The sequence below is a fragment of the Dyella nitratireducens genome (assembly GCF_014642835.1).
GTDB lineage: Bacteria > Pseudomonadota > Gammaproteobacteria > Xanthomonadales > Rhodanobacteraceae > Dyella_B > Dyella_B nitratireducens.
In genome coordinates this window covers 854,260-874,227 of sequence record NZ_BMJA01000002.1, presented here as the reverse complement: position 1 = coordinate 874,227, position 19,968 = coordinate 854,260, and the positions used below count along the sequence as shown (strand labels likewise).

Annotated in this window: 20 protein-coding genes; all 20 read right to left on the bottom strand. The window is 58.2% G+C overall.

Translation table 11 applies throughout. From position 1 onward, the window contains the following. Positions 1 to 103: 103 nt before the first annotated feature. The 20 genes from IEX75_RS14810 to IEX75_RS14715 all read right to left on the bottom strand — a co-directional run bounded on the left by IEX75_RS14810 (position 104) and on the right by IEX75_RS14715 (position 19,912). On the bottom strand, positions 104 to 1,072 hold the full coding sequence (locus IEX75_RS14810; RefSeq protein ID WP_188795056.1) for a glucosaminidase domain-containing protein: 969 nt from the start codon (positions 1,070 to 1,072) through the stop codon (positions 104 to 106). Positions 1,073 to 1,088: 16 nt separating this feature from the next. After that, positions 1,089 to 1,697, bottom strand: coding sequence for a hypothetical protein (locus IEX75_RS14805; RefSeq protein WP_188795055.1), 609 nt, complete (start codon positions 1,695 to 1,697; stop codon positions 1,089 to 1,091). Positions 1,698 to 1,973: 276 nt separating this feature from the next. After that, on the bottom strand, positions 1,974 to 3,338 hold the full coding sequence (locus IEX75_RS14800) for a tetratricopeptide repeat protein (protein ID WP_188795054.1): 1,365 nt from the start codon (positions 3,336 to 3,338) through the stop codon (positions 1,974 to 1,976). A gap of 2 nt (positions 3,339 to 3,340) precedes the next feature. Beyond that, positions 3,341 to 4,387, bottom strand: a complete 1,047-nt coding sequence (locus tag IEX75_RS14795; RefSeq protein ID WP_229720900.1) for a lipase family protein — start codon at positions 4,385 to 4,387, stop codon at positions 3,341 to 3,343. Positions 4,388 to 4,523: 136 nt separating this feature from the next. Beyond that, entirely contained in the window at positions 4,524 to 5,051 is a 528-nt protein-coding gene (locus IEX75_RS14790) for a DUF6795 domain-containing protein (protein ID WP_229720843.1), read from the bottom strand. A gap of 207 nt (positions 5,052 to 5,258) precedes the next feature. After that, positions 5,259 to 5,546 carry a PAAR domain-containing protein gene (locus tag IEX75_RS14785; protein WP_188795052.1) on the bottom strand — a complete coding sequence of 96 codons (288 nt, stop codon included), beginning with the start codon at positions 5,544 to 5,546 and terminating at the stop codon, positions 5,259 to 5,261. 42 nt (positions 5,547 to 5,588) lie between these two features. Then, a complete protein-coding gene (locus IEX75_RS14780; RefSeq protein ID WP_188795051.1) occupies positions 5,589 to 6,044 on the bottom strand; it encodes a PQQ-binding-like beta-propeller repeat protein in 456 nt (151 codons plus the stop codon). Next, positions 6,041 to 6,460, bottom strand: a complete 420-nt coding sequence (locus IEX75_RS14775) for a hypothetical protein (protein ID WP_188795050.1) — start codon at positions 6,458 to 6,460, stop codon at positions 6,041 to 6,043. The genes IEX75_RS14780 and IEX75_RS14775 overlap by 4 nt, the downstream gene beginning before the upstream one ends. A 455-nt stretch (positions 6,461 to 6,915) precedes the next feature. Next, positions 6,916 to 7,830 (bottom strand): LirA/MavJ family T4SS effector, encoded by a 915-nt coding sequence (locus IEX75_RS14770; RefSeq protein ID WP_188795049.1) that lies wholly within the window; start codon positions 7,828 to 7,830, stop codon positions 6,916 to 6,918. A gap of 192 nt (positions 7,831 to 8,022) precedes the next feature. Beyond that, the gene (locus IEX75_RS14765; protein ID WP_188795048.1) at positions 8,023 to 9,180 is read right to left on the bottom strand and encodes a hypothetical protein; all 1,158 of its coding nucleotides are present in this window, start codon (positions 9,178 to 9,180) and stop codon (positions 8,023 to 8,025) included. Between the two features lie 16 nt (positions 9,181 to 9,196). Then, positions 9,197 to 10,033 carry a hypothetical protein gene (locus tag IEX75_RS14760; protein WP_188795047.1) on the bottom strand — a complete coding sequence of 279 codons (837 nt, stop codon included), beginning with the start codon at positions 10,031 to 10,033 and terminating at the stop codon, positions 9,197 to 9,199. A gap of 95 nt (positions 10,034 to 10,128) precedes the next feature. After that, on the bottom strand, positions 10,129 to 11,085 hold the full coding sequence (locus tag IEX75_RS14755; protein ID WP_188795046.1) for an FYVE zinc finger domain-containing protein: 957 nt from the start codon (positions 11,083 to 11,085) through the stop codon (positions 10,129 to 10,131). Positions 11,086 to 11,126: 41 nt separating this feature from the next. After that, positions 11,127 to 13,862 (bottom strand): type VI secretion system ATPase TssH, encoded by a 2,736-nt coding sequence (gene tssH, locus IEX75_RS14750; protein ID WP_188795045.1) that lies wholly within the window; start codon positions 13,860 to 13,862, stop codon positions 11,127 to 11,129. Positions 13,863 to 13,904: 42 nt separating this feature from the next. Further along, positions 13,905 to 14,132, bottom strand: coding sequence for a Tsi2 family anti-toxin (locus tag IEX75_RS14745; protein WP_188795044.1), 228 nt, complete (start codon positions 14,130 to 14,132; stop codon positions 13,905 to 13,907). A gap of 20 nt (positions 14,133 to 14,152) precedes the next feature. Next, on the bottom strand, positions 14,153 to 14,599 hold the full coding sequence (locus IEX75_RS14740; protein ID WP_188795043.1) for a Tse2 family ADP-ribosyltransferase toxin: 447 nt from the start codon (positions 14,597 to 14,599) through the stop codon (positions 14,153 to 14,155). A 51-nt stretch (positions 14,600 to 14,650) separates the two neighbouring features. Then, positions 14,651 to 15,673, bottom strand: coding sequence for a type VI secretion system baseplate subunit TssG (gene tssG, locus IEX75_RS14735; RefSeq protein WP_188795042.1), 1,023 nt, complete (start codon positions 15,671 to 15,673; stop codon positions 14,651 to 14,653). Then, complete coding sequence (gene tssF / locus IEX75_RS14730) at positions 15,637 to 17,520, bottom strand: type VI secretion system baseplate subunit TssF (protein WP_188795041.1); 1,884 nt, start codon at positions 17,518 to 17,520, stop codon at positions 15,637 to 15,639. The genes tssG and tssF overlap by 37 nt, the downstream gene beginning before the upstream one ends. After that, positions 17,520 to 18,023 (bottom strand): type VI secretion system baseplate subunit TssE, encoded by a 504-nt coding sequence (gene tssE, locus IEX75_RS14725; RefSeq protein WP_188795040.1) that lies wholly within the window; start codon positions 18,021 to 18,023, stop codon positions 17,520 to 17,522. Before tssE ends, tssF begins: the two co-directional genes overlap by 1 nt. Positions 18,024 to 18,295: 272 nt before the next feature. Then, positions 18,296 to 19,084: a type VI secretion system accessory protein TagJ gene (locus IEX75_RS14720; RefSeq protein WP_188795039.1), complete on the bottom strand. Its 789-nt coding sequence runs from the start codon at positions 19,082 to 19,084 to the stop codon at positions 18,296 to 18,298. Positions 19,085 to 19,408: 324 nt separating this feature from the next. Continuing rightward, a complete protein-coding gene (locus tag IEX75_RS14715) occupies positions 19,409 to 19,912 on the bottom strand; it encodes an Hcp family type VI secretion system effector (RefSeq protein ID WP_188795038.1) in 504 nt (167 codons plus the stop codon). Positions 19,913 to 19,968 lie beyond the last annotated feature (56 nt).

The window sequence follows — 19,968 nt, the reverse complement described above, 5'->3', positions numbered from 1 at the left end:
GGCCGGGGCACGTTTCCCCTGCTTTCACTGGCCACACATCGTGTAACACGCCTAGTTTATACCTACATCCGAGGCGCGCCCATGCGTGTCTCGGCCCCAATCCTCAACCAAAGAACAAACGGATCAACTGCGTCATCGGGCTCTCCCCATCCGTTCGACGCAAGGTTGCCGAGCCTTTGGCACCATGCGCATTCAACTGCTGCAAGGTGGTCGGCCCGACAACGCCATCGACCTGCAGGCCATGGGCGCGTTGATACGCCTCCACAGCCGTCCGGGTACCTGGACCGAAATAACCATCGACTTTCACCGCATAGCCTTGCTTGGCAAGGCTCTGTTGCAAGCTGCGGACGGCTTCATTGTGAATACCTAGCTTGAGCGACGAGGGTGCCGGTGCAGACAGGTGGGGAGCCGCCGGGTGGGGGGCTACGCTTGTCGTCGCCGCAGGCGCCTTCGATGAAGCCGCCATCGGCGCGCCGGCCGCAAGCGCCGGGGACGCGGCAGCCGCAGAAGAAGAGGCCTGTTGTCCAGCCCCGGCCGGGGCGGAAGCAGAGGAAGCGGCAGGGGCCTGCTGCTGCGCGTACTTGATAGCCGCCTGCATCGTTGGGCCGTTGAAGAGGGTGACTAGCTTATCCGCATAAAGCTGGTCAGTCGCGTAACCAGCTTTTTGCAATGCCGTTGCCTCCTTGCGAAGGTCACCCTTGGTTCCGGCATCAAACAATCCTGCTTTTCTATAGCGCTTGTTTTGTTGCAAGAACGCAATCCGGTCCGTGAGTGACTCATGGTAGGAGCCATACACCCGGAACGGCTGCAGCTTCCATACCTTCTTGCCGTTTTCCATTTCCCAGACGTTGAACGTTTTGCTAGGCCCCTTCCAACCACCGATCGCCTTGATATTGAAGATATTGTTGGTGCCGGAGAGCACTTTAGCCCCCCAACCGGTTTCGCCTGCCGCTTGAGCCAGGATCAGCTCCCAGGACATGCCTGTTTCCTGTCCAACCTGGCGAGCAGCCGGATAGATTTCCGCTATGAACTTTTTCGGATCTGCCGGAGTTTTTTTCTTCTGGCCGCTCATTTCTCATACCCGCCTATCAGTTCATGGCCATCGGCAGTTTGACGGTAAAATTCGTCGGGTCGTTGCCGGTATTGTTGTCCCTGTCTGACATCAACTCATAGCTTCCCTTGATGACCAGACTGCCATTCTCGGCCTTGAAATTATCGCCCCCCTCGTCCACCGAAGCGGAATATGCCGCCGAAACACCAGGAACAGCGACATCTTTGGTCGCCAGGACCGCGCCGGTCTTTCGGTCCAGCTTGACCACCTTGAGCAAGGTCTGCGACAGGGACTGCTCGGACTGCGTATCAACCTGGACGAGAACAAACAACGCAGCCGGCGATGCCACGCAATGCGTCGCTCGCCCCTGGTAGGTATCTGCAGGAATTTTCAGCGACGCATGCCACGTAAATCCACCTGTGGCATCGGCCAGGTAAACGACGGGCCGTTCATTGAGTCCGTCCTGGTCGGACTTCGCACCCACCAGGCACTTCTGGCCGTTATCGATAGTCTCGTGCGCATAGACACTCACGCCCGATGGCAACTTGGCGCCGGCCGCCGCATCTCCCGCCGCGTCAACATTCGCGAATGGGAACAACAGCAAGGCACATAACATCAACGAACCCCAATAACGGCTAGCTTTCATTATCTTTCTCTCTCAAAACCTGGAACGTGGTCAAAACGCAGCGCCTCGGCAAATGGCGTCTACAAGGAAGACGCCTCATTGGGCGCCCCGAAAACCGAACGCCAACAGAGTGCTACTGGAATCCGCAGCACTCGCTGCGCCGCACCGATGCCTTGGGCATCATCGAGTTGTACATAGTGGCGTCATGTACGCCCTCCTGCTCCACCAAGCCATCGATGAGTGGGCTATTAGTATGCTTCCATGAGGTGTCCATGCACATATCCGATGCACTCACATTCAATGCCCTGGCGTGCGCTGCGCCAACGCCACCCAGCCCGTCACAGGCTGGCCGCCTTCCTTGCGCAACGTGTCATGACCGATACTTACCCGCGAAAACCCTGCCGACGACAGCGCGCGTTCCACGTGGCGGCGCGTATGCTGGTAGCGGCCACTGGGCGAAAGATCGATGCGCTCGTCTTCGCCTTGCGCCACTTCCACCGTAAAGGCCAACCAGCCGCCCGAACGCAACGCGTCATGCGCTGCATGCAGTACCGCCTGCAGTTCGCCAAAATACACCAGCGTGTCGGCTGAAAACACTATGTCGTAAGCACTTGGCTGTGCCTGCAGGTAACCGGTCAGCTCGGCCTCTTGCAGTTCGTCGTAACCGCCGCGCAGGCGCGCCTTTTCGATCATACCGCCGGACAGATCCACCCCCACTAACCGTCTTGCATAGGGGCGCAGCAACGGCGCACAAAGTCCGGTACCGCAGCCGGCGTCCAGGATGTCGAGCTCTCCGCTTGCGCTTGGCAGCCTTTCACCCAATGCTTCCGCAAGGACTTGCGGCGCACGATAGTTCAGATTCTTCAGCAACTGCTCGTCAAAACTCTCGGCAAATGCGTCGAAGACTTCGCGCACGTAATCATCGGCTGCACGCGACGGCGCCTCCGCGGCACCGCAAGCAGCCAGCATGTGGCGGGGTACCGGATGCTCCGGCTCGCGCGCCAGCCAGTCACGATAAACCTGCGCCGCTTCTTCAAGGCGATGCAGGGCATACAAGGACATGCCCAGCGACTCGAGGGCGCGCACATTACGCGCGTCCAATGCATACGCCGTGCGGAAGCATTCCACCGACTGCTCGACGTGTTCCATGCTCTGCGCGTGATTGCGCAGGAACATGCCCATCAAGTAATACCCCTGCGCAAACTTCGGCGCCTGCCGCAGCAACGTCGCATAAGCCTCGAACGCTTCTTCCAGGCGCTCCTGTGCTTCCAGCACCACGGCCAGGTTGTTCTGCGCGTTGTAATGCTGCGGACCACATGCCAGCGCTTTGCGGTAGCAGCGTTCTGCATCGCCGAAACGCCCGCATTCCTTATGTATGTTGCCGAGGTTGTTGTGCGCATCCGGATGCCTGGGCGTGATCTTCAACGCCGCCTCGATCAGGCGCATGCCTTCGTCGCTGCGCCCTCGCTGGTGGCAGAGCACACCCAGGTAGTGCATGGCATCAGGCTGGCCTGCGCGCAGTTCCAGCACATCGTTGTAGAGGCGCTCGGCGATATCGAGATCGCCGGCTTGATGGGATTGCAAGGCTTGCTTGAGTACCGCCCGGTAATCCGCAGTGGCTGCTGGCGGTCGAGCGCGTACATTGACCGGGTGTTTGCTCATGTTCAATCCAGCATGTCGATCGCTCGCCTTGCGATTGCTGCGATAAAGTGGAACAACATACCGAGCACATACTCGATAAAGGTCGCCGTCATGCTGGCCGCCGCAATGGCAGTGCGCCCCATGAAACGCAAAGCCGCGTTCATTAGATTGCCGATCGCCTCCCCCAACTCGATGGACATCAGCGCACCGCTATAAAGCAGGCGTGCCAGGCCATCAAGGAGTGTCGCGTCTGCAAACAATTGAAGGGCGGCGCTCCTGCCTATCTGTTTGACGATCCAATCAAGCGCGGAAAGGATCAACCGCAGTGCGGTTGCGGACATCATGATGAAAGGGCCGCTGTCTTTCGAAGCCTGCGAGAGCCATTCGCTGGCAGCTTCAAAACTGTTGTGCTTGGGCAGGATGACAGGCAACGAAGACCATGTGCATCCCTCCACAGACGCCCGATACGAAGGCATCAGATGTGATGGAACGCTGACCAGTGTTCCGGCCCCTTTCAATCGATAGGCATTGCTGCCGTAGGGCACATGGAAATAAGGAAACGGCGGCACCATAGGCACCGGATCGGTGTCGTGGTAGGCACGATAGATGTTTTCCGCACCAAGTTTGGAAGTCAGGTATTCAGCGTGTCCCTCCACGCCGCAACGTGGCGCACCGAACGTGTAGAGCTTCATGGGACACCCCATATTGCTCAAGCTGTCGGCGATCAAGGTTGCCATCGCTCCACCAAGACTATGGCCAACCACATGCAGAGCCGTGGGGTTGCGACCGCGCAATTGCTGCCGGATCTGGGGCAGCACCGACTGTGCTCCTCTCCAGAAACCCACGTGTACCACGTAACCACTGGGCCCAATGACGCCACCAAACCGAAAATTGCTAAGCCAGTCGGGGCCGCTATCCGTGCCACGCACGGCAATCAAGCATTCACCTTGGCGAGCGCCCTGCCCCCAGGCCACATAGCCGAAACCAGAGCGCTTTTGCACACCGACTCCAGTAACGCCAACCAGACGCTTACCGCCACGTACATCGAAACCTTCGCCTGCGGTTGGCATTAATGCCCATGCAGTCCGCATATCCGTCGAAGTGCGCAACGGATAGGTGCTGCTGGCAATCTCAGCCACTTGAGGCGGTGAAATCTCCATTGCCATGATCTATGTCATCCCCTGAAAAGATTGAATGATTTGCGCTTCAAACTGCTTTGCAAATGCCGTAATGCGTACCTTCACGATCGGGCTGATGAGTCAGCTCACACACAAGGTTCAACGGCCGCCCATCGAGCTCCGTGTTCGCCTCATAGGTGAGCTTGCCGTGCATCCAAGCCTCGTACTCCACGCCCTGGTACTTGATGGTGATGGTTTGGTTTACCACGGGCTGTGTCGGAAGCCAGCGGTGGATAAATCCTCGCTTGCGCTCCAGCTGCTGGAATGAAAACCGTCCCTTTTCATCGGTCACGGTGTGCTGGGTCGGGTTGTCGGCGTCGTTTTCCGACCACTCGGCTTTTTCGACCAGTTCGGCCCCTTGTACCGGCTGGCCGTCCTTCAACACCGTACCGTGAACTTCCGAAAACAAAACCCAACTATCCGACGACCCCATGGCACATCCCTCTGACAAGCTGGACAACAAGAAAATTACAACGACAAACATGACAGCACGAATCAGGGAGAGTGAATGTCGGCGCCCAGATTCTTCTCGCCAAGGCAGGGACGATCGGTTCATGCCCTGCAGATTCCGCAGTGCGTGCCTTGCTGGCCCGGTGAATGAGTCAGTTCGCAAAGCAAATTTACTTTGCCGTGAACTTCCGAAAACAGGATCCAATCCGATGTCCCCATCGCACTTCCCTCTGACAAACCGGACAACAAGAACACCACTATCAGCAAAAATGACAGGGCCAACTGCGATCTCAATCGCATCCAGCCTACGCCCTCAACCAATCAACACCTTGAAACACCCAAGCACGATCACCCCACCATGCGCCGTGCTATCCCCTAAACGCGCAACGGGTCGGCCCCCGGCCAACACTTTCGGCGACCCCATGGCAATCGCATCAGGCGGCCCTACGCAAACCGCCAGGTCGCCGACGCATGCGACGGGCATGCCGCCGACCAATACGGTCGGCGCGCCTGGGCCGGAGATCGGACCGCCGACATGAGGCACTGGCCCGGTAGTCATCGGGCAGGTATGCATATCGGTAAGGCGAGCTGCGGGTTGCATGGAAACCTCCAAACGCTTGTAACGATGTTGTCTTCGGACAACTTACTTACCGCCAGGGCCGGATGGTCGGCATTGCCGGTCGACGACGACCTCGTCCTTCCCGGCAAACAACCTTCCCTTCTTCAGGACCGTTTTTCCGGCGAAATGGCTGCTATGCCAGATCACCTTGCATGTCTTCACATCTACCGCATACAGGTAGTTGTTGCTACCCGAGTAAGTCGGAACGTACAAGACGTCGCCTGCCAATATCACCGGATCTTCGATGATAGATACCTCGTCGCTTACCGGGCATGCAGGTGCACCACCCACCGATATCTGCAGTGGCCCCTGCCATGCGGTCGGATGTTGAGCATCATCCGCCTCGCCGAAGTTCACGGTGATGTCGCCGACTTTCCCCACGCTCTGCACAATCCGGACGGGTGTGAAATCACATGCTTGTGCAAACCAAGGAAGAAGCACCAGCGCCATGGTTGATAAAGCAAAAGTCAGGCGCGTCACTTGCCACCTCCCGGAATGCGTACGGCAAAATATTCCACCTTTGGCAGATCCGAATGATTCCACGACCAATTGATCGCCGTCTCCTGCCGCCCGGTTCCACCATAACGCCCCCAATAGCCGATGGGATAGGCGCTGTTCTTGGTACTTGGCACGATGATGGCTACGTGGCCATGACCGGATGCTTTCAAACCGGCGACAACGAAGTAGCCACCATTCGCATACTTCTGCGCCTGACCGCCGCTATGTCCGAGCTTTGTCCAACCACTGCCATCCGCGTTCATGGCATCGACCATCTGGTTGGCATTTCCTTCCAGGGAAACACCCAACTCATCAGCCACTGCATGAGCAAATCCACTGCAATCATGCTTCCAACGCTCCCAATGCTTCTTGCTTGCTGCAGTTACATCTACCGGCATCCTGACCACTCCTTCCTATGAGTTAAAACACTGCCTTCAATCCGTCAAACACTGATGGCCTTATTCCATTCTTCCCTCTATTCCGTTCAGTCCAGCGCCTCAGAATCTTGCTGACTCAGCATCACGGAAGTAACCCCGAGCGACTTCGATCACCAAACGGCAGTTATTCAATATGGCGCGCAGGTTATCCCATTCCAACGGGCCATGAACCCGAACCTCTTGGCGTTTTGCCACGTTCTTGAGCAGCCAGGCCACTTCACCATGGCGCTGGCCAGCATGGCCGTCAGCAACGGGACGATACCCACAAAACCGATTGCGAGATAAACCAATCAGGACTTCAAATGCATAGTGCGTATTTAATCGTAGACAGGCAAGAAAAAGCGTAAGAACAGGGTCAACGTCTGCACGTCGGGATATTCGCCGCCGGATTTGGCCGGCTTTTCGCCTCTCCGCCATCAAAGCCGAGTGACTCGAAACCCCTGCTCGGCCTGCGCGACAGGCTGAGCTTCCAGCAAGTCCTTCTTGTATACGTTGGTACTCACCTCCGTGTATACCTGGGCAACCTCGCCATCCGGATAACGCAGCGTACGGTTCAAATAGTTCGTTGGCATGGTGACTTGCCTCCCACTGGTGTAGTGCCCGTCCTCATAGGGCGGCACCCCGCTGCTCAGGCCTTTTTGCCGGCGAGCCATGATGAAATTGCCCAGCCACGCCCCCGAAGGAAGAATCTCGACCAGGCGATTGGTAAATATCTGCGGGCAGCGAAATGTCTTGCACAGGATATTGGCGGAGTAGTTTTCATCCCCGTCGAAACAATCGACCAGGAATTGCCACATCACTATGCGGGACGCTTCTTTTCCACTTTGAAAGGTCGATTTCGATAGATATTTTACCGATCGGCTGTAAAGATTCGCTATGTTTTCAAATTGATCGCCAAATAGAAGCCACTGCAAAGCATGGGTAAACTCACCGTGAGGCCGCGTATAGACGTCGCGAAACAGTCGCTTTGCATATACCTGCTCGGCGAACACCCGGTTCTCCACCGGGCCGTTGAGCAACACCAGCTCCGAGCTGAAGCCAAAATGGCCGGCATAGTCCTTGAGCGCATTTGAAAACGCGCCCACGATGCGATACGTCTGGCCATCTTTCGAAACGTATTTTTTGCTGCAATACCGTTCGCGCAGTTCTATCGCAAGGCGCCTCGCCAGTTCCTGGATTGCACCGGCTTCAGAGAGAGCCTTCGCTATGTGCGCATAGGCCTGAAAATCCTTTGCCCGCCGTTCCTCATCGACATCAAACCCTTCGACAGCGTGAAATTCCTCCAGCAGGAAGCCCAGCAAGATGTCTTCCGAAACTTGGTCGATTCGCATAGATACTCCTCAAATCCAAGAACGTGGCCAGTATTCAGCATCATTCAATAACACGCCGACCTAACTTCTTTCCTTTGGCTGTCTCAAAAAAGGGCGAGCATCTTTAGGTAAAAATGCCGGCCCGGTTTTCCTCCTCGCCGCCGCTTCCTTAGCAGGTCCGTTCGCCGGCAGGGCAAGCCATCAACAGTCCAGCTATGCAACTTGGGTCAACGATGCAGCATCCACATAGCCGATGTCAGCGCTTCTGCTTCCGTTCAAAAGACATGAAGTCGTGCTTGCCCTTACCGTCAGGCTCAAGCCGGCCAGCTCCTTCAAAGTCCTGTATGTCTTCGCCACGGGCTTGACCTTGCTGGACCATTCTTTTGCATCTTGCCGAATCAAAAAAAACGCCCAGTTCCGCGCAGTGTCTTGCTCGGCCATATAGTTGGCCAGCCATGCCGAAAATACCGAGACGACACGATTGCGCGATCCGTTGTCGGCACTGGCGTTGCTCATGCTTTTTCCCAAGCTGACGGTGCCAGCTCCTGCCATGGGGTGCTTGCCGAGATCACCGGCGCCGGCGTGTCTTCCGGGTACCGCTGCCGGCCCCGCGATATTGCGGGCGGCATCGCCATGCATGAGCATCGAAGACCACGTATACCGCTGACCCTGCCGCCCGTAGCCTGCGCCGGCCTGTACCAAGTCGAACAACATCAACGTAGTTAAAAAAACCACGCCCGACGGATCGCGCTTTGGGTTGCTTTCACACATCAGCAGGCCGCAAAGGGTATTGGCCAATTCGGCTTCTTCAGGGGTTCCGCCCCCGTTTCCCCACATCAGCTCCCTTGCCTTCATCGCGGCCCAGCCTGGATTGGTCGAAGGACTCGAGGAACTGGACGAACTTGAACTGCTCGAAGAACTCGGGCCACTTGATGGAGCCGTACCTTCCACCCGTTGGGCCTTGCGGGTGTAGACGGTCGACTTGAGCGCAATCCCTCTGCTTGCATCGCTCCTGTCGACCACATCCTTCACGGCCGTGATGGCCTCCATCTGCCTGTCGCCATGCAGGAGTTCGCGTGGAACGTCCGTCACATCCGATGAGTAATTGACAAGTCCCCTGGCTTTGGTGCCCCAGCGTGCGATAAGACGGCTACCCACCCGGACAAAGGTCGGATCGGCGGTTATGTCGCATTTTGATAGCCAATACCAGTTCTGGATGCCGAATGGGACATACGGATCGTCGACGGTTCCGTCGCCGAAACGCGGCTTCGCGGGCGACGGTAGCGTGCTCCTGACGACGTCCCACATGTCGGAATAATTGATGACATCGAGTTCAAGCGATTTGAAACGCCTTGCGAGACCAACTTTCACGCCCCTCTCCTTCTACTCATCGCAGTGCAATGTTGTGAAAAACGCCGATAACACCTTTCCAATCATGCCCGCTCCAACATGCCTTGGCTGCGTTGAGATTCGCATCGTCTGCATGCCTCTTCTCCAGCAAGTGCATGGCATATGCGGCCCATCCCTGCAGTGCTTCGCTTGACCAAGGCGTCCCGGTTTCGTTGAAATCGCGATAGAAAATGACTCTTCCGGTATGACGGAACCGGCTCCATTCACGGAAGAGAAATCGCAGCTCGGACGTCGTAATGGGAACACCGGTGCCACCGGAACTCAGCGGAAATGTCTTCTTCGACACCACGTCCGCAATGACGATGCCGTCCAGGATGTAGTGGACTTTGCAACCCTTGCGGGATACCGCATCTTCGATACCGAACTTGCATGCACGCCGCACGGCAAGCAGTCCTTCCAGATCGGCAAGCTTTTTCGGATCGAGGTCAGCCTTGGAAAGCCCCGAAGCAAGCTCGTCGCCTTTTGCCAGCGACCTCATGGATGCCATCTTGGTGTTCTGTGGCGCAAACTTCGGATGGCGCTGTAATGCTTGCTGGTAGGCGCTTACGTCCAAATCGGAAGATACGGGAACCTGTAAAACCTGCTCCGAAAAATCCGTGTGGGTGATGGGATCATTGAAGGCATGGATGAACATCTTGCTCTTCTGTGTCACCCGCGCCCAATGCTCGGCGCGCTCGCCGGTGGAACGCGGATCGCCTTCACCATCCCCGGTCGACTTGTCGTTGATGAAGCGATCGACATAAACATCGCATTGTCCCGTTATGCCGCAAACGAGATCTTCGCGATAGTTGAAGTTTTCCGTAAACGTTGCCATCTCGCTATTCCCTATTCCCTATTCCCTGGCGACATATCGGCTTTCAAGACAAGAAATACGCCCATCCGGAGCACGTCGATGCCGGCATGCAACGGTCAAAATGTCGATGGCGCTCCACGATTGAAAGCTACATAACACTGGTGACAGACACGCACCGCGCCAGCTTCTCTCGCATCGCCCGGCCGTTGGACCGGGTATCTGAGGCGAACCCGATCCGGCGAACAGTCATCGCAAACGCAAGAGCCGCAAAGTCTGCAATGGTGTCGCCATCGCACCGGAAATGCCCGGCTGAATTCTTCATTGCAACGGGCACATCGCGGCGTATCCGCTTGCCAGGCGGCAATCCACGGCGGCAGCACCATGACCGGTGCCAGCCCCGCGGTATAACCGTTGTAAAAGGTAACCTTGTCCTGGAACCGCAACCAGAAGCGCCTTACGTAACGCAACTCCCTGCTCGTGACGTTGTGGGAAAACCCGCCGGTCTTGCCAAGCGGGCCTGCCAGATCGCCCATGCCAGTGAGGTGGAAATGAATACGTCCGGTCGGGCGCGCAAGCGCGCTTTCCAGGGCTGTCTTCGACCACCGGGTACCCATTTCAAGGCCTCCTGCATCGGCCTTGGTACCTGTTGCCCCCCTTGAATAATTTTTTGGCTGACCCGCCTTGTCCACATTGCTGATATGGGCGCCTGCAGGAAAATGTGTGCTCTTTATCGGCAACTGATTGAACCTGGCATAACTTGCTCCGGTCATTCCGGTTTGCGGCCGCGCACGTGCTTGACCTTGGAAGATTTTCCAGTCGTCCTCGGCTGTCCGGCCACCTCGACGTTTGATGTCAATGGTGCGTGGTCCCAAACCGATCAAGTCCTGTTCCAATTGAACCGCAGCGTTCAAGTCCGCATACAAGGCATGGCCCGCACCTGGCACGTTGATGCCAAAATGGATGTCGTCATTTACGTCCAATGCAATATTCGGAGCTAGGCCCAACTCAGGAATCGACGCTCCATTCATGGTCGCCAACCCCACCCCTCTCGTCATTCCTTGTGCCAAAGGCATGGCAGACTCCTCGAAAGTTAAGAGCAAATTCGAATAGCCGTTTACTCAAACGCGTAAGAAAAATCTCCGTCTTTCACACCCACCTGGGTGCGCGTTACAGATGCTCCATCGATCATGCGCAACAAGAACTCGCGGCTGATATCAGGTAGCATCGAATTGGTCAAAATCGCATCGATCATGCGCCCGCCCGACTCGCTCTCGGTGCAGCGGCTCACCACCAGCTTCACCACGTCCTCGTTGTACTCGAACGGAATCTTGTAGCGTGCCTCGATACGCTTCTTGATGCGGCCAAGCTGCAGCTTCACGATCTCGCCCAGCATCTGCTCGCTCAACGGGTAATACGGAATCGTCACCAGGCGACCCAGCAATGCAGGTGGGAAGATTTTCAGTAGCGGTTCGCGCAGTGCCTTGGCCATCCCATCCGGATCGGGCATCAGGTCCGGGTCCTTGCACAGGCTGGCGATCAGGTCGGTGCCGGCATTGGTGGTGAGCAGGATCAGGGTGTTCTTGAAATCGATCTGGCGGCCTTCACCGTCTTCCATCACGCCCTTGTCGAAGACCTGGAAGAAGATTTCGTGGACGTCGGGATGTGCCTTCTCCACTTCGTCCAACAGCACCACGCTATAGGGTTTGCGGCGTACGGCCTCGGTGAGTACACCACCTTCGCCATAACCGACGTAGCCGGGAGGTGCGCCTTTCAGCGTGGAAACGGTGTGCGCTTCCTGGAATTCGCTCATGTTGATCGTGATGAGATTTTGTTCGCCACCGTAGAGCGCTTCAGCCAATGCCAATGCGGTTTCGGTTTTGCCGACGCCGGAAGTACCGGCGAGCATGAAGACGCCGATCGGCTTGTTGGGATTGTCGAGACCAGCGCGCGAGGTCTGGATGCGCTTGGCGATCATTTCCATGGCGTGGTTCTGGCCGATCACGCGCTGGCTCATGAGCTTGGCCAGATTCATGACCGTTTCCAATTCGCTCTTGACCATACGGCCGACGGGAATACCAGTCCAATCCGCCACCACGGACCCTACTGCGGTGTAGTCGACCGTGGGAAGAATCAACGGATGTTCGCCTTGCAGCTCGGCGAGCTGTGTCTGCAATCCATGCAGTTCCTCAAGCAAGCCGGCGCGTTCGGCGTCGCTGAGTTCAGGCGATACGTTCTCGGCTACCGCTTCGGCCTCCACTGCTTTTTCCAGCTTGCTGCCGGTGCCTTCCACGGGTGAATGATCGCCACGCAGCTTGGCGCGGATGGCAAGGATTTTTTCGACCAGTGCTTTCTCGGCCTGCCAATTGGCTTCGAGTTTTTCCAACCGTGCTTTTTGCTCGGCGAGTTTTTCGTTGGCGACGGTTTCGCGTTCAGCCACGTTCACGCCGACGGTTTTCTCGCGGGCAATGATCCCCAGCTCCGTTTCCAGCGCCTGGATGCGTTTGCGCGTGTCGTCGACTTCCGGTGGCACGGCGTGCTGGCTGATGGCGACGCGCGCGCAAGCGGTATCCAGCAGGCTTACCGCCTTGTCCGGCAACTGGCGTGCAGGAATATAGCGATGCGAGAGCTTTACCGCGGCCTCCAGCGCTTCGTCGAGAATCTGCACGCGATGGTGCTTCTCCATCACGCTGGCGACGCCGCGCATCATCAGGATGCCCTTTTCTTCACTGGGCTCGTCCACTTGCACGGTCTGGAAGCGACGGGTGAGCGCGGGGTCTTTCTCGATGTGCTTTTTGTATTCGGCCCAGGTGGTGGCGCCGACCGTGCGCAAGTTGCCGCGCGCCAATGCAGGTTTGAGCAGGTTGGCCGCGTCGCCGGTACCGGCGGCACCACCGGCACCGACCAGCGTGTGCGCCTCGTCGATGAAAAGAATGATCGGCTTGGGAGAGGACTGCACTTCTTCGATCACCTGGCGCAGGCGGTTTTCGAACTCGCCTTTCATGCTTGCGCCGGCTTGCAGCAGGCCGACGTCGAGCGTGCGCAGTTCCACGTCCTTCAATTGCGGCGGTACGTCGCCAGCAGCAATACGCAATGCAAAACCTTCTACCACCGCGGTCTTGCCCACACCGGCTTCACCAACCAGCATCGGGTTGTTCTGACGGCGGCGCATCAGAATATCGACCACCTGGCGGATTTCTTCGTCACGGCCAACGATGGGATCGATCTTGCCGTTGCGGGCCTGCTCCGTCAGATCGACGGTGAACTGGCGCAAGGCCTCCTGCTTGCCCATTTGCGCCGGCGGAATCGCGCCACTGGCTTCGCCCGGTGCGGCGGCACTGCCGAGGCGGAAACCATCGTTGGCGCTTTGACCATCTTCAGGCGAACCGCTGACCACCTCGGCGAATTTCTCCGCCAGGGTTTCGGACTTGACCTTCTCGAATTCCTTGGAGATGTTGAGCAGCGTGTTGCGCAGGTTGCGTGTACGCATCGCGCCGAAGATGAGGTAGCCGCTGCGAACCTGCGCTTCGCCGAACATCAGCGTGGCGAACACCCAGGCGCGCTCAACGGCTTCCTCGACGTCGCTGGAGAGATCGGAAATGCTGCTGGAGCCGCGCGGCAGGCGATCCAACGCATCGGTGACGTCGCGCGCCAGATTGGAAGGATTGAGGTTGAACTGCTTGACGATGCGGTGCAGATCCGAGTCCTGCAATTGCAGGATCTGGTGAATCCAATGCACCAGCTCGACGTAGGGGTTCCCACGAAGCTTGCAGAACACCGTGGCGCTTTCGATGCCGCGGTAGGCTAATTTGTTGAGCTTGCCGAACAGTGCACTGCGACTGATTTCTGCCATGACGCTATCGCCCCTTAATTGATCGTTTTCACTTACGCATACTTACGGACGAACGAGTTTCTGGTACGGCGGAAGATTACTGATCGTCCGCTGTGCTTCCTCATATCCAGTCCGCAATTCCTGTGCAGCTTTCTCGTAGCTCAACAGCAGCAACTCCAGATCACCCGCTTCGGGGCTGTCATCTGTCTCCAATTGCTCTGTGATCTGATGAATCTTTGCATCGACAGCTTGAATCGCCATCATCAACGTCGAACCGCTTATCTGAGGCATATTGCTACTCCACTAACTCGTTACGCCCGGGAAAGCTCAACCGACCGTGCAATCGCGTTGCGCGCAAAATTATCCAAGGCTCCCTTCATGGCCTCCTTGGTCATCATTTCCTTGGCCTCTATCTGATAGTGTGTGGCCTTGAACCGCTTGTTGTAACCAGTATTTTTGACAACGAGCGAATCAGGAATGGGGGTGCTATCCGGTATCTCGAAAGACAACCAGCCTGGCGCGGTGAAAACGGCAGCCCGGTCAAACAGAGACGTGCCACCTCCAGGCATCACCCATTCAACGCCTTCCTTGGTTTTCAAGTCCACGTCGGCGTTGCGAACGTCACCACTCTTCAGCGTCTTTGGATAGAAATCCGGGTAAAGAACGCCAGGCACAGGCTGCTCATCACGCATGAGCCCATGCGGAAATTGCTCAATCCGACAGGATCGATATAAATCCACTTTGGTCGTTTCTGACATGCCAATTTCCTTTCGACAAACGAGCCATTTGTTCCACGATGGGGAGTCGCCCTACCCCACCGGCCTCAACACCACATCATCGTTATCCGCTTTGCGTTGTTGCTGCCCCAACCACGTGGTCAGCCCCATCCGCCCGCTCTGCCCCATCCGCGTGGTCGGCACCTCATCGCCCTTGAGCACGAGTTGCACGTCCCACGCTTTTTCTTCGCCCACATAGGTTTTCACTGCCGCGACCAGCTGGCGCAGTGCTTCGCCGCCCGGCAGGAAGTTGTTGAACTGCGATCTCGTCAGCGGTCCCAGCCGCAGGCGGAAACGTTGCTGCGCGCCCCACACGTATTCGCCGATCACCGCGGTGGAACCGAGGCACGCCACATCGCGGGAGTGCCCCAGGCGCAGGTGCGCCGAACTCGGCAAACGCATCCACTCGGTGGTGAACTCGATCACGCTCACCGGAACACCAAAAAAATGTTCCAGTAGATGTTTCAAGCCTTCCGCATTGCGTGCCTGCGCCAGCAGGCGTCCTGCGAAGAAATGCTTGTAGCGGTCCGGCAAGGCGTCGCGGCCTTGCAGGTTGGCCGTGGACAAGCCCACCAGCGCGCCCATGTAAAGACTGAAACGGTCCTCTCCGGGGCGATCGAGCTGGATGGTCGGCTGCGCGTCGGCCCACACGCGATAGAACAGACTCAACATGCGGTGATGAAAGATGTCCGCGAACGCGATGAAGGTGCTATCGCGCGAGTTGAGCTTGCGGTCCAGGGCGTATTCGGTCAGATGCAGCGGCAACGGTGCATTAGGACCGAACAGACCGAAGAACAGGCCATACATGCGTGGCGGCTTGCCATCGGCCCGCTGCTCGAAGCGATCCACGGTGCGCGGCGCAAACGCCAGTGACGGGGTCTGGCACAGGCGCACGGGATCTTCCGCCGGCTTGGTGGAACGTCCGAAGCGCGGGCGGTCGGGATGCGCGCATTCGAGCCAGCGCAGCGCTTCGAAAAATTCGAAGGCTTCCGGCTGATCGCGCAGCGCGTTTTCCAGCGCTACAGGATCTGGCGTTTGCCGAGTCGGGCCGGCCATCGAGCCACCTCGTTGCGTTCCAGGGTACGCAGCACGGTTTCGGTGAAGGAGTTCACCGAGACGTAGCGCGCAAAGAAATGCCGCATCACCGAACCGAGCAGAAAGGCCCCCGTTCCTTCAAATGCGCCGTCATCGCACGTCAATGTGATTTCCAGGCCGCGCCCGAAGGCGATCGGTCCCGGCACCGGAATACGCCTGACCACGGGTTGGCAGGCCACCGCCTTGACGCCTTCGATCTGGCGGCGGGCGCTGGCATCGAACTCATCGCAGTACAAGGTCAACATTTCGCGTAGAGCTGCTGCGCCCTCTTCACCGCTTTCGCCCAGCAACGAGACGTAGTTGAGTTGCAGATGGCTGAGCAGACGCCATGCGGTTTCACCATTCGCGGTGGGCGCGCGCGGCTTGGTCGGGCCGGCTACGCAGCGGATGGACGTGATCGGTGCGCCGGTTTCCAACGTGAAATCAGTACGCGACTTGCCCACCGGCATCTGCAATGGCAGATCGCGGTTGGTGCACATCAACATCATGCCGATCTGCCGCAAATTGGTGGAATACGGCGCATCGTTGGCGTCCACCAACGAGATGAATATTTCACTGCCCACGTAGCTAGAACGCGCGCCATGCAGTTTCTGCCGCGCGGATAGCAGGCGTGGTTCGCGGCGCATGGTATAGAAGGCCGCACTGCCGCTGTGCCAGACACGTTCATCGCATCCGTAGAACGGCTGAAAGCGCTGCTCAGGTTCCGCCTTATCACCGAAGCCTTCCACCTGGCTCATGCTGTGCACTTCAAAATCCATCGGCCGCGTGCGGTCGGCGAGCACGTGGTATTCGGTTCTGCCTTGCTGCAGATGGATACGATCGGCGCGACGTGGGAACAGGTTGATGGCCGGCGTGCAGAACAGCCGGAAATTGCTGGTGTCGACAGCGTTGTGCAACCGGGCGACGCTGCGGTCGAAGAAGACGGTGAGATCGAACTCGGTGGCCTGCGAACGCGCGAGCACCTGTTTCAAACCGGTGAACACGGCGAACAAGAAGCGCTCAGGACAGGCGAAATATTCCTGCAGCAGGCGATAACCGCTAAAGGAACGATCGGAATACGGTAGCAAGGCCTCGTTGTCCGCAAAGCCCTTGTCGCGAATGGCCGATGCATCGAAGTGTTCGACCAGCATGCCGCTCGGGCTCGGCATGCGCACCACGAAGCCTTGTGCGTTGCCCAGCAATTGCTCATACAGGCGCTTGGGCAATTCGTCGGCGCCCGCAATGAAGACCGGCAGCTCGTCCATTGCCAGCATATTGGCTTGGGCGCCAGCGGTGATGACGAATTTCAAGCGCAGGCCGGCACGCACGGTCTTGCCGGCTGGAATCGGCACGCTGGCAGCCGCAATGGCGGCCGGTGTTTCAAAGTACTTGGCTTCGACCAGTTCCAGCGGCCACAGGGTGACGTCGTGCGCGGTGCGGTATTCGCAGGCGGTGCGATCGTCGTTGGAGATCAGGCTGCGCAGCGCGGTGTTGCGCGCGACGGTGTAGCCGGTGGCCAGCGCACTTTCTTTCGTGTCGGGATTCAGCTGCACGACCGCCATCGATGGGATGGGTGACAGGTAGTGCGGGTAGATCATTTCCATCAGGTGTTGCGTGAACACCGGATACTGCGCATCGAGCTTCAGCTGGATGCGCGCTGCAAGGAAGGCAAAACCTTCCAGCAGGCGTTCAACGTAAGGATCGGCGCACTCGAAACCTTCCATGCCGAGGCGACCGGCAATCTTGGGGTATTCGCGCGCGAATTCCGCGCCCATTTCCCTGACGTGTTGCAGCTCGCGGTTGTAGTAGCGCAGCAGTCTGGGGTCCATTAGCCGAAGCTCTCCGAAACATTGAACTTGCCTGTTTCCAGGTCCACTTCGGTCTTGAGATAGAGATTCAGCGGAATCGGCTGCGCCCACATCTCCGACTCGATGTTGAACGTGAGCGATTGGCGATCCATGCGCTTGAGATCGGCATTGATGATCACGCGCAACGTGTTCGGGGTAAGCCGTGGCTCGAACGCGAGAATGGCTTCGCGGATCTTCCGTTGCAGCACTTTGGCATCGACGCCAGCGACCGCCACACCGGTGAGATCGGGAATGCCGAAATTGACGACCGAGCGCGCCACGTCCGGGTAATCGGCCAGATCGTCGTCGAGGCCGAGATTTACGCAATTGAGCAGCCAGGAAATATCGCGCGCTACGCAATCGCGCAGGCGCGTCGCGGAAATCACGCGTTTCTCACGGCTTTCTTCGGCCTTTGCCGGTTCATCATCGGCCAGCCGATCCAGCAGCGATGGCTGCAGGCGTTCCTGGGTAGTCAGCTCGGCCATAAGAGCCTGTCTAGGGTCTCGGCGTAGCCCGCGTTGCCACGGTGCGGCCGCCAGGTGGTAGTGCGTGGCGCAGCGCTTGCCTGGCTGGCAAGCCAAGCCGCGCGCTGCCGCATGGCGGCCGCACCGTGGCAACCCTTCGGGCCGGGGCTGTTTGCCCGCCGGACTGCGTCCTCACTCAGTTGTGTATCGACATACACGCCTTCGTTCCTCCTTGCCCGTCAGGCAAACAGTCCCGGCGCGGGCCACGCCGAGACCCTAGACAGGCTCTAATATCACGTGTCAAACGTGATGGTGCGGATATCCAGCAGCGGATATTCGCCGGCATCCGTCGCCAGCATGCGCTGGCCGGAACCCACAAGGCAGTCGTTGCCCAGATCGATCCACTCGGTCTTGCGCGCCAACACGACGTCGCTGTCCTGGGCGCGTTCCGAATTGGGATAGCGGCACGGCACAAAGCCGATCGCTTCGCCGCCGTTGTTCCAGGTGATCTGTACCGGCGACCACACTTTGTCGCGCAGATCGGTCGGCGCTTCGAATTTCAGCTCGCGGATGCGCGCAAACGGCACCCACGAATAACCACCGTTGACGATCACTTCCAGGCACGGACCGAAGCGCGGATCGGCATCAGCGATCCACTCGAACCGTTCATCGTCGATCGTGCCGCTTACGGCATCAGCGGCTTCAAAAGCTTGATCGCGCAACAGCAGGGCTTGCTCGTAGCGTTCTTCGCCGATCAGCTTCAGCGATTGCAGCAGCAAGGCCAGCCATTGCGCCGGCTCGCCGATCACCACCGGCGGACGCACGCCGCTGATGACGGCATGGCGTTCCAGTTCACCCTGCAAGGCGCGACTGTAGGCGCCCACCATCAGCGTATTGCCCGCATCCAGTTCGCCACTTACTTTCAGCTGCGTTTGTGCACGCTCCCACTGCCCCAGCAGCGACAGCAGCTGAAACAGAAACACTCTTGCCTTGGCATCGGCCGGATTGCCGCGCACCTGGGCGGTCAAGCCCTGCAACGCCTCGTCGAGGCGGCCTTCTTTCAGCATGTTTTCGGGAGTCATGTCCTAAGCCCTGCATTCCGGAAGGACCGTGATTTAGCCGGGCGCACACCACATTCCCTCTCCTGCGTACAGGAGAGGGATTGGGTTGCCATGACATACGCGTCCCCTCAGGGCGGTCATGCCCGCGCAAGCGGGCATCCATCTTGCTCGGATGCATCCTTGAAAATGGATTCCCGCGTTCGCGGGAATGACGCCCCCTTGGATAACCGTCGTCATGGCGAATGAATTGGCATTGCCCGAACAGATTGTTGCGCGCAATGCCAAACTTCGCCGGCAAAACCTCCGGCAGTTGTCACCAAGATCAGTGCAAAAGCCGGATCAGGCTCAACCCTTGGCGACCTGCTGCATGTCGAAGGTGAAGTCCTTCGTACCGCCATCCTTGCCGCCCTTGTCGTCCTGCGGCTGGAAGGAGTACTTGAACTTGCCGAAGTGCAGCGTGACGTTTTCGGTGAGACGATCTTCGCCACCGCTGCCGCCGGTGGACACGGAGGTGATCAGCACGCCTTCGCTCAACTCGATGGTGAGGAAGTCGGTCTGCTCGCCGGTAGCGTTGGTCACGTACACCGTGGCCTTTTCTACGCGTGCGCCGGTGCAGCAGGCCTGCATCAGAGCATTGGAGCAACCGTCCACGTACTTGGTGATCGAAATATCCTGCACGTGAGCCTTACCGCCGCTGGCGGAGCCTGCGCCGGAGTGCAGGTCACCCGAGTTGCTCACACCCCACGACCAGGCCAGGATCGGCACTTCGCCCTTGTGCTTCTTGTGATTGGAAGCACCCTTGACCTGAACACTGCCGCCTTCGAACTTGATATGCATGTCGAATGCCATGAAACCTCTCCTCGGTTACCAGATTGATGATGGCTACCGCCAAACTGGCGGCTCCT